The following is a 14258-nucleotide window of genomic DNA, read 5'->3' as shown; positions in this document are numbered from 1 at the left end:
TTTGTTCCATTGTGTCAACGACGGATGAAAAGTGATCCACTTATTATATCTCCACCAACGACCCAATATTGATCCACCGTTTTATTCAGGATTAGCTTCTGCTATAACCCCGGCCTTTCGTTTCTGTCTGAGTCGATAGCTTTCTCCTTTGATCTGAACGACATGTGAGTGGTGTAAGATACGGTCCAGCATCGCTGAGGTCAGGGCTGCATCACCGGCGAACGTTTGATCCCACTGCCCGAACAGCAGATTGGATGTCAGGATCATTGCGCTTTTTTCGTAACGTTTAGCGATGGCCTGGAAGAACAGCTTTGCTTCTTCCTGACTGAACGGCAGATAGCCTATTTCATCAATGATGAACAACCGGGGGGCCATGACTCCACGCTGAAGCGGCGTTTTATAACGGCCCTGACGTTGTGCCGTCGATAACTGAAGTAACAGATCTGCTGCTGTTGTGAAGCGAACCTTGATACCTGCACGGACTGCTTCATAGCCCATCGCTATTGCCAGATGGGCTTTCCCCACACCTGATGGCCCCAGTAATACGATATTTTCATTACGTTCTATGAGTGTAATGACTGGAGTTGCTTCTGCGGTGCTCCGGTGGCGAACGTGAAGTCATACTCTTCGAACGTTTTCACCGCCGGGAAGGCTGCCATTCGGGTATACATCGCCTGTTTACGTTGATGACGTGCCAGTTTTTCTTCATGAAGCAGATGCTCCAGGAAGTCCATATAACTCCATTCCTGGTCTACTGCCTGTTGTGACAGCGCAGGCGCTGCGCTTATAAGGCTTTCCAGTTGCAACTGCCCGGCGAGCGCCATCAGTCGTTGATGTTGCAGTTGCATCATCACGCCACTCCTCTGCAGAATGAGTCGTAGATGGAGAGTGGATGATGCAGGGGGGATTTGTCGAAGTTCACCAGATTTTCACCAACATGCACGTCATACTCTTTTTTCTCTGGAGGCAGTGCCAGCATGGATGCTGAGCCAGCGATCGCAGGGACGGGCCTGGATTGTTTCATGCTTTCGTTGGTTAGCGACATCGTGCAGCCAGCGCAGACCGTGGCGGTTGGCTGTTTCAACATCGACAGTGATCCCCATCGGGCGCAGGCGAGTCATTAGTGGGATATAAAAACTGTTACGGGTGTACTGCACCATCCGTTACACCTTACCTTTAGTCTGTGCCCTGAAGGGGCGACACAGTCGGGGAGAGAAGCCCATCTCCTTGCCGAACTGCCACAGCGAAGGATGGAACCGGTGCTGACCGGTCTGATATGCGTCACGTTGCAGAACCACAGTTTTCATATTGTCATACAACACTTCGCGCGGCACACCACCAAAGAAGCGGAACGCATTACGATGGCAGGTCTCCAGCGTGTCATAACGCATATTGTCAGTGAATTCGATGTACAACATTCGGCTGTATCCGGGAACAGCAACGAACACGTGAAGCGGTGAGCGACCATTACGCATAGTGCCCCAGTCAACCTGCATCTGTCGTCCGGGTTCCGTTTCGAACCGAACAACAGGCTCCTGCTCCTGAGAAACCGAGAGAGAACGAATGAACGCCCTGAGAATGGTCATTCCGCCACGATATCCTAGGTATCTGATCTCGCGAGCGATTACCGTTGCCGGGATTTTGTAAGGATGAGCATCGGTGATGCGTTGACGAATATAATCCCGGTATTCATCCAGGAGTGAAGCAACAGCAGGTCGCGGCGTATATTTTGGCGGCTCAGATTTTGCCTGCAAATAACGTTTAACGGTATTGCGGGAGATCCCCAGTTCTCTGGCAATCGCCCGGCTACTCATTCCCTGCTTGTGCAGGATTTTAATTTTCATAACTGTCTCAAAACAGAAATGGCTGACAGATATCATGGATTTCCAGCTCCCTGCAGGTAAAGTCTGGCTATCACCGCTCGTGGACTGCTTCGATGGAAAAGTTGTGAGCTGGTCTCTCAGTACACGTCCCGACGCTGAACTGGTCAACACCATGCTGGATAATGCGGTCGAAACGTTAAATGCTGGCGAACGACCGGTGACACACAGTGACAGAGGTGGGCATTATCGCTGGCCAGGCTGGCTGGAAAGAGTGAATGCAGCAGGTCTTATTCGCTCAATGTCCCGTAAAGGATGTTCACCTGATAATGCCGCATGTGAAGGCTTTTTCGGCAGACTGAAAACGGAAATGTATTATGGGCGTAAATGGTCAGACATCACGCCAGAAAAGTTCATGCAGTAAGTGGATGCTTACTCAGATGGTATAACGAGCGGCGTATAAAATTATCGCTGGGTGCAGTCAGCCCTGAAATGTACCGCCAACAATGCGGGCTGGAATGATAAAGCAGTCTAGGAAATCGTCTGCATCCCCATAACGGTCAAACATCGTGGCGTTGACAACGTCTCTCATACACGCTCGTAAGCGGCCCTCACGGTCCGCTAACGCGGAGATACGCCCCGACTGCGGGAAACCCTTGTCGGGACCACTCCGACCGCGTACAGAGGCTCTGTCATGGCTGAAAGTGGGTATGGCTTAACAGGATGGGGTGGGTAAGGTTAAATCTGTCAATCAGTACCGGCTTACGCCGGGCTTCGGCGGTTTTATTTCTGTGCCATATGAAACAACAGTATGCCGCCTTACATGCCGCTGACGCGGCATCTGTTACTCGTCAATACGTTTGTCATTACATCTGTTCGCATTGATGAAGAAATGTTATATAAGTGATTACTGCAGGGAAACAAGAGCGACATAACGTTTATAATATCGCCAGTAACGAATGAAATAATAGGGGCAGCTTGACGTATAGTAAATTAAAAAAACAAGCGATACCGCTGTCCGCGACTTACATGACTCTGTTTTATCTGTCACAAACTGGCTTTTATTAGCATTAATAATTATAACTCTTTAACAGCGAATCAATATCTTCTCGCACTTTTAGGTTATTAATTCGAAGCACTGCGACTTCTAACTGAGATATATGGCTTTTGATCTGTTCCAGCTCTTTTATCTTTCTTTCATTTTCTCTATAAATTTCAAGCAAATACTTTAGTTTATCTTCTCGCATTACTTTCTTGCTCTGTCACTAGAATTTTAATCGTCGTAAAATATAAGGTCATTATTAAAATATTCTGGCCATATAATATAAAAGCGTTGTTTTTTAGTATGATTTTCTTAGCACCAGTACATATAATATAGAGGGAATCAGAATAAAGATTCCCTCTATGATTTTAATAACATCCAGCACAGGCTGGATTACAACAAAGTTCACAGCAGTAAAATGTGTTATTCATATTTTCTGATTTTTTTTTCACTGTTGTTTTTTACAACATTACACTTTTTAGTGTCTAATGTAATTTTCTCTTTTGAAGAGTCAACTGATTCAGCTTTCTGGCTAAAAGAGGGGAAAGATAATACAGAAATAAAAATTGCCAACATTAGCTTTTTCATGTTACCTCCCGTCATGTTGTTTCACGGATATTTGAGATTAGTTAAACGGTCTTTGCAATTTTTTTATTTTTTTTTTGTGAGTTGCATCATGTTATATGTCGAGGTGTACTCGCTTTTTTATATTATTTTTATAGTGTTATATATGTTAATTGACTGGTCGTCTGGATTTTTTTACTATTAATATCATGTTAAGTAATGGTTTTATACTTTTCTTGTTCATCGACAGGAATTTAAATCCCAAAAAGATTAAAAAAACATCACGAAACGGATGTTTCTTCGACATTCCTTGTACACCATATGAAAGGAAACGACTATCGAACGGGGCGATACTGATTGATACAAAGCATAAGTGGCGGTTTTTTGCTCCATTTCCCTGAAAATGGACGCAACTTCCCCTCTGCGGCTTTCAGCTGCATACCCACATTCGCGCCAGTGGCTCATGCATCACAACCAGATCTGCCAGACGGTAACCCCGCTTCAGCCCCGTAAAATGCATCTGACTCCCGCACAGGATGCACTTCAGCGGGGCAACTTTCAGTAACTGCTGATACATCCCTCTCCACCTGATTTTTGTCACCGACTCAATCACCACCGGACGCACTGAACCTTCCGGCTGCTTCTCCAGCCAGTTAAGCCAGAGGTTTCCCTGCTGAAAAATATCGGCAAAACGGGGAAACATCAGAAGGGCGGGGTGACTCCGTCCGGCCAGTGAACCGTGCCGCACTCCGGACAGTACATGCCGCCGGCGCTGATACCGGCAAAAATGGTTGCAAATTCCCGCTCCGTGCAGCGGGCTATTTCCGGATACCCTTCGTCATCAACACGTACAAACCAGAAGACCAGCTTTTTGTTTCCCGCATCCACAAAGAACGGAATACCCAGGTCAGCGCAGCACTCAACGGCATCGTCAAAATTATCAAAGCGCAGAACTTCTGTGTCTTCTTCGTCAAAGAAGTCATCGTCGTGAAGCTTCACGACATAGCGGGGAAGTTTGCTTCTTTGAGGTGCAGGTTTTCGTTTACGGGGTTTAGCTGAACGGGCCATATAACCACCTGAAAGACAATAACATTGTCTGTTTTTATAGCGGTAATGGCAGACCATGACAAGTTGCAGCCGTCAGGCTGCCTACTCGATACCACAACCACAGCAGAGCTGAGGCCTTCAATTCACTGATGCACCTGGCGCTCTGGCTGTCCAGCCCACATTCACGGATATTTTTTTCCGCTATTCGGGTTAGTTGCTCATAGCTGAGTGAAAACACCCTTTCTTCATCCATCCTGCACGCTCCATCTGATAATATTCTGACAGGTAAAAATCATATCTGATATGATTTTATGTAAGTTGCTTAATCATCATATTTCCTGCCCGTTCCCCGCCGCGCAGATCCGGTTTCCGGCTTATCCGGAAAACCAATGCTCCCCTCGTAAGTGATACCGTAATCTTTACCGTAAATATGAAACTGGTGCAGGTGGTCATCACCCCAGCCCTGAATGATCTGGATAATAAAATGGAGTGCAGCCAGTGATGTATCGGCTGCAATCCTCAGCCGACGCCAGACCATAGGACTGACACCACGAACAGCAATTTTAATGACGTAAACCTTCATAACTAACAGAGGCATCATTATGAAATTATGCAGGTTATTTTACCGCTGCTGGTCCCTCATTCAGTGACTGCCCCGGGGTTAATGGATGCCGGTGGTGGGTTACGTAAGCTTCAGCGAGGCAGCTCACGCCATAACGGACTATATCGTTGGATATTACAGCGCACTAAGACCGCACGAATATAACGGTGGGTTACCCCCAAACGAATCGGAAAATCGATACTGGAAAAACTCTAACGCGGTGACCAGTTTTTGTTGACCACTTCAATGCTGGATGAGAATACCTTCAGTATGAAACTTGAGTGGGTTTTCTTTGGTAACTGTAACCAAATGGTTTGCTGTAATCTGTCTGATACCTCTTTAATAAAGTTTTTGTAGCAGGGGACTCATATGAAAATCATTTGTTATCTTACAAAACAATCATCTGAGTATTATAATATAACTCATCTGTAATATGCATAAGAGTTGTAGCCAATATATTATAGTTGTTTGTGTTAGGAGGGGAGCTCCTTGCGGTAGCTTTTTGTTTTTAGATGTTTATTTTTCAAATAATATGATTTCTGTGTCTTTATTTTAATTTCTTTACCATTCTTGAATTTTATACATCTTTAAATATTATGAAATCTAATGTCTTTGATGTCATGGGAAAGGTTGCATGGTTATGGGCCTGTTCTCCGCTGCATAGAAAATGGCCTCTGTCTGTTTTTGCTATTAATGTCATACCTGCCATTCAGACAAATCAATTTGCTTTGCTGACAAAGGATGACCTTCCTGTAGCTTTTTGTAGCTGGGCCAGTTTAGATCTGGAATGCGAGGTGAAATATATAAATGATGTAACATCTTTGTATGCAAAGGACTGGATATCGGGAGAAAGGAAGTGGTTTATTGACTGGATAGCGCCATTTGGACACAACATGGACTTATATAAACACATGAGGAAAAAGTATCCTTATGAGTTATTCAGAGCAATAAGGTTAGATGAGTATGGTAAAACAGGGAAAATAGCTGAGTTTCATGGTGGGGGGATAGATAAAAAATTGGCATCAAAAATATTCAGGCAATACCATCATGAACTTATGTCTGAAGTAAAAAATAGACAAGATTTTAATTTTAATATTGAGAAAGCAAACTAATATGACAGTAAATAAAATAAAGAACATTTTCAGCAATGCGACATCGACTACAAAATCAGCATTTAATACAGCATCATCAAACGTACGTACCGCTGGAAAAAAACTCATATTATTAATACCTGATGATTATGAAGCTCAGGGCGTGGGTATTAATGAGTTGGTCAAAGCTGCTGATGAGCTTGGAATAGAAATACACCGTACTGAACGAGATGATACAGCGATTGCAAACCAGTTTTTTGGTACAGCAGAAAAAGTTTTAGGATTAACTGAACGTGGTGTTGCAATATTCGCACCACAACTTGATAAACTTCTGCAGAAGTATCAGAACGTTGGGAGTAAAATAGGCGGAACCGCTGAGAATGTAGGTAATAATCTGGGAAAAGCCGGAACAGTTCTTTCAGCACTACATAATTTTACGGGGATTGCCTTATCAGGCATGGCTCTTGATGAATTGCTGAGAAAACAACGGGGAGGAGAGGATATAAGTCAGAATGATATTGCCAAAAATAGTATTGAACTTATTAATCACCTTGTAGATACAGTATCAAGTATAAACAGTACTGTTGATTCATTTTCTGAGCAGCTTAACCAGCTTGGCTCATTTTTATCCAGTAAACCTAGCTTAAGTTCTGTTGGTGGAAAATTACAAAATTTACCTGACCTGGGCCCCTTGGGGGATGGGCTGGATGTTATCTCTGGAATTCTTTCAGCTGTATCAGCAAGCTTTATTCTGGGAAACAGTGACGCACATACAGGAACAAAAGCAGCAGCAGGTATCGAACTGACAACTCAGGTTCTGGGAAATGTTGGTAAAGCTGTTTCACAATATATTCTGGCTCAGAGAATGGCACAGGGCTTATCGACAACAGCTGCAAGTGCGGGTCTGATCACATCGGCTGTTATGCTGGCTATCAGTCCTCTTTCTTTCCTGGCTATTGCAGATAAATTTGAGCGAGCTAAGCAGCTTGAAGCATATTCTGAACGATTTAAAAAATTGAATTATGAAGGGGATGCTTTACTTGCAGCCTTTCATAAAGAAACCGGAGCTATAGATGCAGCCCTGACAACAATAAATACTGTTCTGAGTTCTGTATCTGCGGGAGTTAGTGCAGCCTCCAGTGCATCCCTCATAGGGGCCCCGATAAGCATGCTAGTGAGTGCATTAACCGGTACGATATCTGGCATTCTGGAAGCATCAAAACAGGCTATGTTTGAGCACGTTGCAGATAAATTCGCTGCTCGGATCAATGAATGGGAAAAGGAGCATGGCAAAAATTATTTTGAGAATGGCTATGATGCAAGACATGCTGCATTTTTAGAAGACTCTCTGTCTTTGCTTGCAGATTTTTCTCGTCAGCATGCAGTAGAAAGAGCTGTCGCAATAACTCAGCAACATTGGGATGAGAAGATCGGTGAACTTGCAGGTATAACCCGTAATGCTGATCGTAGTCAGAGTGGTAAGGCATATATTAATTATCTGGAGAATGGAGGGCTTTTAGAGGATCAACCGAAGGAGTTTACACAACAAGTTTTTGATCCTCAAAAAGGGACCATAGACCTTTCAACAGGTAATGTATCAAGTGTTTTGACATTTGTAACACCAACTAGACTGGCCCCCTGAATCTCCAGACAACCAGTATCACTTAAATAAGTGATAGTCTTAATACTAGTTTTTAGACTAGTCATTGGAGAACAGATGATTGATGTCTTAGGGCCGGAGAAACGCAGACGGCGTACCACACAGGAAAAGATCGCAATTGTTCAGCAGAGCTTTGAACCGGGGATGACGGTCTCCCTCGTTGCCCGGCAACATGGTGTAGCAGCCAGCCAGTTATTTCTCTGGCGTAAGCAATACCAGGAAGGAAGTCTTACTGCTGTCGCCGCCGGAGAACAGGTTGTTACTAGTTTTTAGACTAGTCATTGGAGAACAGATGATTGATGTCTTAGGGCCGGAGAAACGCAGACGGCGTACCACACAGGAAAAGATCGCAATTGTTCAGCAGAGCTTTGAACCGGGGATGACGGTCTCCCTCGTTGCCCGGCAACATGGTGTAGCAGCCAGCCAGTTATTTCTCTGGCGTAAGCAATACCAGGAAGGAAGTCTTACTGCTGTCGCCGCCGGAGAACAGGTTGTTCCTGCCTCTGAACTTGCTGCCGCCATGAAGCAGATTAAAGAACTCCAGCGCCTGCTCGGCAAGAAAACGATGGAAAATGAACTCCTCAAAGAAGCCGTTGAATATGGACGGGCAAAAAAGTGGATAGCGCACGCGCCCTTATTGCCCGGGGATGGGGAGTAAGCTTAGTCAGCCGTTGTCTCCGGGTGTCGCGTGCGCAGTTGCACGTCATTCTCAGACGAACCGATGACTGGATGGATGGCCGCCGCAGTCGTCACACTGATGATACGGATGTGCTTCTCCGTATACACCATGTTATCGGAGAGCTGCCCACGTATGGTTATCGTCGGGTATGGGCGCTGCTTCGCAGACAGGCAGAACTTGATGGTATGCCTGCGATCAATGCCAAACGTGTTTACCGGATCATGCGCCAGAATGCGCTGTTGCTTGAGCGAAAACCTGCTGTACCGCCATCGAAACGGGCACATACAGGCAGAGTGGCCGTGAAAGAAAGCAATCAGCGATGGTGCTCTGACGGGTTCGAGTTCTGCTGTGATAACGGAGAGAGACTGCGTGTCACGTTCGCGCTGGACTGCTGTGATCGTGAGGCACTGCACTGGGCGGTGACTACTGGCGGCTTCAACAGTGAAACAGTACAGGACGTCATGCTGGGAGCGGTGGAACGCCGCTTCGGCAACGATCTTCCGTCGTCTCCAGTGGAGTGGCTGACGGATAATGGTTCATGCTACCGGGCTAATGAAACACGCCAGTTCGCCCGGATGTTGGGACTTGAACCGAAGAACACGGCGGTGCGGAGTCCGGAGAGTAACGGAATAGCAGAGAGCTTCGTGAAAACGATAAAGCGTGACTACATCAGTATCATGCCCAAACCAGACGGGTTAACGGCAGCAAAGAACCTTGCAGAGGCGTTCGAGCATTATAACGAATGGCATCCGCATAGTGCGCTGGGTAGACTGGCCCCCTGAATCTCCAGACAACCAGTATCACTTAAATAAGTGATAGTCTTAATACTAGTTTTTAGACTAGTCATTGGAGAACAGATGATTGATGTCTTAGGGCCGGAGAAACGCAGACGGCGTACCACACAGGAAAAGATCGCAATTGTTCAGCAGAGCTTTGAACCGGGAATGACGGTCTCCCTCGTTGCCCGGCAACATGGTGTAGCAGCCAGCCAGTTATTTCTCTGGCGTAAGCAATACCAGGAAGGAAGTCTTACTGCTGTCGCCGCCGGAGAACAGGTTGTTCCTGCCTCTGAACTTGCTGCCGCCATGAAGCAGATTAAAGAACTCCAGCGCCTGCTCGGCAAGAAAACGATGGAAAATGAACTCCTCAAAGAAGCCGTTGAATATGGACGGGCAAAAAAGTGGATAGCGCACGCGCCCTTATTGCCCGGGGATGGGGAGTAAGCTTAGTCAGCCGTTGTCTCCGGGTGTCGCGTGCGCAGTTGCACGTCATTCTCAGACGAACCGATGACTGGATGGATGGCCGCCGCAGTCGTCACACTGATGATACGGATGTGCTTCTCCGTATACACCATGTTATCGGAGAGCTGCCCACGTATGGTTATCGTCGGGTATGGGCGCTGCTTCGCAGACAGGCAGAACTTGATGGTATGCCTGCGATCAATGCCAAACGTGTTTACCGGATCATGCGCCAGAATGCGCTGTTGCTTGAGCGAAAACCTGCTGTACCGCCATCGAAACGGGCACATACAGGCAGAGTGGCCGTGAAAGAAAGCAATCAGCGATGGTGCTCTGACGGGTTCGAGTTCTGCTGTGATAACGGAGAGAGACTGCGTGTCACGTTCGCGCTGGACTGCTGTGATCGTGAGGCACTGCACTGGGCGGTGACTACTGGCGGCTTCAACAGTGAAACAGTACAGGACGTCATGCTGGGAGCGGTGGAACGCCGCTTCGGCAACGATCTTCCGTCGTCTCCAGTGGAGTGGCTGACGGATAATGGTTCATGCTACCGGGCTAATGAAACACGCCAGTTCGCCCGGATGTTGGGACTTGAACCGAAGAACACGGCGGTGCGGAGTCCGGAGAGTAACGGAATAGCAGAGAGCTTCGTGAAAACGATAAAGCGTGACTACATCAGTATCATGCCCAAACCAGACGGGTTAACGGCAGCAAAGAACCTTGCAGAGGCGTTCGAGCATTATAACGAATGGCATCCGCATAGTGCGCTGGGTTATCGCTCGCCACGGGAATATCTGCGGCAGCGGGCTTGTAATGGGTTAAGTGATAACAGATGTCTGGAAATATAGGGGCAAATCCACTGGGTTATCGCTCGCCACGGGAATATCTGCGGCAGCGGGCTTGTAATGGGTTAAGTGATAACAGATGTCTGGAAATATAGGGGCAAATCCACCAACATTTACCCCAGGAGAAGAAGTCAGAGAAAGAAAACAGAGTGGTAAATATGAATATATGACATCTCTTATTGTAAATGGTAAGGATACATGGTCTGTAAAAGGATTAAAAAGTCATAAAGGTGTATATGATTATTCAAATCTGATTCAGTTTGTTGAAAAGGATAATAAATACCATCAGGCGAAAATAATTTCTGAGCTCGGAGATAAAAATGATATTGTTTATTCTGGCTCAGGCTCGTCAGAAGTATTTGCTGGAGAAGGCCATGACACCGTATCTTATAATAAGACGGATGCTGGCAAACTAACAATTGATGCAACAGGAGCATCGAAACCTGGTGAGTATATAGTTTCAAAAAATATGTATGGTGACGTGAAGGTATTGCAGGAAGTCGTTAATGAACAGGAGGTGTCAGTGGGAAAGCGAACAGAGAAAATACAATATCGTGATTTTGAATTCAGAGCCGGTGGAATTTCTTATGATGTGATAGATAAGCTACATTCTGTTGAAGAACTCATCGGCGGAAAACATGATGATGAATTCAAAGGCGGTAAGTTTAATGATATATTCCATGGCGCAGATGGGAACGATTATATCGAAGGTAATTATGGTAATGATCGACTATACGGCGATGATGGGGATGATTATATATCCGGAGGACAGGGCGACGACCAGTTATTTGGTGGTAGTGGAAACGATAAATTGAGTGGAGGGGATGGTAATAATTATCTGACAGGAGGAAGCGGTAATGATGAGCTTCAGGCACACGGAGCTTATAATATTCTGTCAGGTGGCACTGGTGATGATAAACTTTATGGTGGTGGTATTGACCTTCTGGATGGAGGGGAAGGTAATGACTATCTGAATGGCGGTTTTGGTAATGATATTTATGTTTATCGGCAAAACTATGGTCATCATACAATTGCAGATGAAGGAGGTAAAGGAGATCGCCTGCACTTATCTGATATTAGCTTTGATGATATCGCATTTAAGAAAGTGGGAAATGATCTTATCATGAATAAAGCCATTAATGGTGTACTATCATTTAATGAGTCAAATGATGTCAATGGGATAACATTTAAAAACTGGTTTGCGAAAGATGCCTCAGGAGCAGATAATCATCTTGTTGAGATTATAACAGATAAAGATGGTCGTGAAATTAAATCTGATAACATACCTCATAAAAATAATGATTGGTCAGGTTATATAAAAGCTAGTTCTATAGCATCAGAAAAAAATATGGTTAATATCACCAGTGTTGCCAATGATATTAACAAAATTATTTCTTCAGTTTCAGGGTTAGATTCAGGTGATGAACGATTAGCATCTTTATATAATTTAGCCTTACATCAAAATAACACACACTCAACAATTTTAACGACAACTGTCTGAGACTAAAAGCGGAGGTGATGCCCATTCCAGGAGGAATGGGCATCGTTTTATCATGAGTAAATGTAGTTCTCATAGTAGCTTGTATACACTGATATTGCTTGCACAATATCATAATATAACTGTCAATGCTGAAACTATAAGGCATCAGTTTAATACCCACACACAAGATTTTGGGGTGACTGAATGGTTACTGGCAGCGAAATCCATTGGCTTAAAAGCAAAATATGTAGAAAAACATTTTGCCAGATTATCAATGATTCCATTACCTGCGTTGATATGGCGGGATGACGGTAAGCATTATATATTATCTCGTGTAACTAAAGATTCATCACGCTATCTTGTTTATGATCCTGAACAGCATCAGTCACAAACTTTTAGCCGGGATGAGTTCGAAAAACTGTATCAGGGAAAAGTTATTCTGGTTACGTCAAGAGCAACAGTAGTCGGAGAGTTAGCTAAATTTGATTTTTCCTGGTTTATCCCCTCTGTTGTGAAATACAGGAAGATTTTACTTGAGGTGTTAACTGTTTCTGCTTTTATTCAGTTTCTTGCGTTAATAACACCTCTTTTTTTTCAGGTTGTAATGGATAAGGTTTTAGTTCATCGGGGGTTTTCAACGTTAAATATTATTACAATGGCATTTATTATAGTGATAATTTTTGAAGTGATATTAACCGGAGCCAGAACTTATATTTTCTCTCATACGACAAGTCGTATTGACGTTGAACTGGGTGCTAAGTTATTCAGACATTTGCTTGCATTACCTGTTTCATATTTTGAAAATCGCAGGGTCGGAGAGACCGTTGCCAGAGTAAGGGAACTGGAACAAATTCGTAATTTTTTAACCGGACAAGCGTTGACATCAGTTCTTGATCTATTTTTTCTGTAATATTTTTTTGTGTCATGTGGTATTACAGCCCTCAATTAACACTGGTTATATTATTGTCACTACCTTGTTATGTTATATGGTCATTGTTTATATCACCCTTATTACGTCGACGTCTTGATGATAAATTTCTCAGGAATGCAGAAAATCAAGCTTTTCTTGTCGAGATGGTAACAGCAATAAATACAATTAAATCCATGGCAGTATCGCCACAAATGATTGCTACATGGGATAAACAACTGGCCGGGTATGTTGCTTCCAGTTTCAGGGTAAATCTGGTTGCAATGACAGGGCAGCAGGGTATACAGCTGATACAGAAAAGTGTAATGGTAATTAGTCTCTGGATGGGAGCACATCTTGTCATATCGGGAGAGATAAGCATCGGGCAGTTAATCGCGTTTAATATGCTTGCAGGTCAGGTCATTGCTCCTGTTATCAGACTGGCTCATCTTTGGCAGGATTTTCAGCAAGTTGGTATTTCTGTTGAGCGCCTTGGAGATGTATTAAATACACCGGTAGAGAAAAAGTCAGGCAGAAATATACTGCCGGAAATTCAGGGGGATATCGAATTTAAAAATGTTAGGTTTCGGTATTCTTCTGACGGCAATGTTATTTTAAATAATATTAATTTATACATATCGAAGGGGGATGTTATCGGTATAGTTGGCCGTTCTGGTTCAGGAAAAAGTACATTAACAAAACTGCTTCAGCGCTTTTATATACCAGAGACAGGACAGATTTTAATTGATGGGCATGATTTATCACTTTCTGATCCAGAATGGTTACGACGCCAGATTGGTGTTGTATTGCAGGAAAATACTCTATTAAATCGTAGTATTATCGATAATATTACATTAGCTTCTCCGACTGTATCTATGGAGCAGGCAATTGAGGCAGCCAGACTTGCAGGTGCCCATGATTTTATTACGGAACTAAAAGAAGGGTACAATACTATTGTTGGAGAACAGGGCGTTGGTCTTTCAGGAGGGCAGCGTCAACGGATCGCAATAGCCTGGGCTCTTGTTACAAATCCTCGAATTCTTATTTTTGATGAAGCAACAAGTGCTCTTGATTATGAGTCGGAAAATATAATAATGAAAAATATGTCAAGAATATGTAAGAACAGAACCGTAATTATTATTGCACACAGGTTGTCCACTGTAAAAAATGCAAAAAGAATAATTGTTATGGATAATGGTATTATTTCTGAAGATGGCACACATAAAGAGCTTATCTCCAAAAAAGACAGTTTATATGCATATTTATATCATTTGCAGGCATAAT

At 44.2% G+C, this 14258-nt stretch carries 6 protein-coding genes and 11 pseudogenes; 10 read left to right on the top strand and 7 right to left on the bottom strand.

Annotation, left to right across the window (positions count from 1 at the left end; genetic code table 11):
• Nucleotides 1–81: 81 nt before the first annotated feature.
• Both istB and istA read right to left on the bottom strand, forming a co-directional pair.
• Nucleotides 82–854 (bottom strand): annotated as a pseudogene (istB, locus tag QUE74_RS28400) (IS21-like element helper ATPase IstB).
• A pseudogene (istA, locus tag QUE74_RS28395) lies at nucleotides 851–1880 on the bottom strand (IS21 family transposase). The pseudogenes istB and istA overlap by 4 nt, the downstream one beginning before the upstream one ends.
• Between istA and QUE74_RS28390 the strand changes: the two are divergent.
• Nucleotides 1858–2342 (top strand): annotated as a pseudogene (locus QUE74_RS28390) (IS3 family transposase); the annotation flags it as partial. The pseudogenes istA and QUE74_RS28390 sit on opposite strands and share 23 nt — an antisense overlap.
• Before the next feature lie 123 nt (nucleotides 2343–2465).
• Nucleotides 2466–2522: pseudogene (locus QUE74_RS29735) on the top strand (hypothetical protein); the annotation flags it as partial.
• Between the two features lie 708 nt (nucleotides 2523–3230).
• On the opposite strand, the pseudogene sta1 reads toward QUE74_RS29735, so the two are convergent.
• The 5 genes and pseudogenes from sta1 to QUE74_RS28365 all read right to left on the bottom strand — a co-directional run bounded on the left by sta1 (nucleotide 3231) and on the right by QUE74_RS28365 (nucleotide 5074).
• Nucleotides 3231–3450: pseudogene (gene sta1 / locus QUE74_RS28385) on the bottom strand (heat-stable enterotoxin ST-I group a).
• 406 nt (nucleotides 3451–3856) lie between these two features.
• A pseudogene (locus QUE74_RS28380) lies at nucleotides 3857–4018 on the bottom strand (IS91 family transposase); the annotation flags it as partial.
• Nucleotides 4019–4128: 110 nt separating this feature from the next.
• Nucleotides 4129–4494 (bottom strand): hypothetical protein, encoded by a 366-nt coding sequence (locus tag QUE74_RS28375; protein WP_000124091.1) that lies wholly within the window; start codon nucleotides 4492–4494, stop codon nucleotides 4129–4131.
• A 34-nt stretch (nucleotides 4495–4528) separates the two neighbouring features.
• On the bottom strand, nucleotides 4529–4726 hold the full coding sequence (locus QUE74_RS28370; RefSeq protein ID WP_001355426.1) for a hypothetical protein: 198 nt from the start codon (nucleotides 4724–4726) through the stop codon (nucleotides 4529–4531).
• 69 nt (nucleotides 4727–4795) lie between these two features.
• On the bottom strand, nucleotides 4796–5074 hold the full coding sequence (locus QUE74_RS28365) for a plasmid pRiA4b ORF-3 family protein (RefSeq protein ID WP_000982737.1): 279 nt from the start codon (nucleotides 5072–5074) through the stop codon (nucleotides 4796–4798).
• Between the two features lie 64 nt (nucleotides 5075–5138).
• Here QUE74_RS28365 and QUE74_RS28360 point away from each other — a divergent pair.
• From QUE74_RS28360 to ehxB, 8 genes and pseudogenes are all read left to right on the top strand, one after another.
• Nucleotides 5139–5312, top strand: a pseudogene (locus QUE74_RS28360) (IS3 family transposase); the annotation flags it as partial.
• Nucleotides 5313–5670: 358 nt separating this feature from the next.
• Nucleotides 5671–6186 (top strand): enterohemolysin-activating lysine-acyltransferase EhxC, encoded by a 516-nt coding sequence (gene ehxC, locus QUE74_RS28355; RefSeq protein ID WP_001355427.1) that lies wholly within the window; start codon nucleotides 5671–5673, stop codon nucleotides 6184–6186.
• 1 nt (nucleotide 6187) lies between these two features.
• Nucleotides 6188–7792, top strand: a pseudogene (gene ehxA, locus QUE74_RS28350) (enterohemolysin EhxA); the annotation flags it as partial.
• Between the two features lie 90 nt (nucleotides 7793–7882).
• Nucleotides 7883–8086, top strand: a pseudogene (locus tag QUE74_RS28345) (IS3 family transposase); the annotation flags it as partial.
• A gap of 31 nt (nucleotides 8087–8117) precedes the next feature.
• A protein-coding gene (locus QUE74_RS28340) for an IS3-like element IS2 family transposase (RefSeq protein WP_286332277.1) occupies nucleotides 8118–9286 on the top strand; the annotation gives its coding sequence in 2 pieces (ribosomal slippage) (nucleotides 8118–8442 and nucleotides 8442–9286; 1170 coding nt in all).
• A 75-nt stretch (nucleotides 9287–9361) separates the two neighbouring features.
• Nucleotides 9362–10590 (top strand): IS3-like element IS2 family transposase gene (locus QUE74_RS28335; protein ID WP_088895425.1). Its coding sequence is split into 2 segments (ribosomal slippage): nucleotides 9362–9677 and nucleotides 9677–10590, totalling 1230 coding nucleotides; the frame shifts between segments, so codons are not numbered across the junction.
• 103 nt (nucleotides 10591–10693) lie between these two features.
• Nucleotides 10694–12088 (top strand): annotated as a pseudogene (gene ehxA / locus QUE74_RS28330) (enterohemolysin EhxA); the annotation flags it as partial.
• 49 nt (nucleotides 12089–12137) lie between these two features.
• Nucleotides 12138–14257: pseudogene (gene ehxB / locus QUE74_RS28325) on the top strand (enterohemolysin T1SS ABC transporter permease/ATPase EhxB).
• Nucleotide 14258: the final 1 nt, after the last annotated feature.

The organism is Escherichia sp. 10290 (assembly GCF_030295155.1).
Taxonomy (GTDB): domain Bacteria; phylum Pseudomonadota; class Gammaproteobacteria; order Enterobacterales; family Enterobacteriaceae; genus Escherichia; species Escherichia coli_F.
This window is presented reverse-complemented; position numbering and strand designations above follow the sequence as displayed.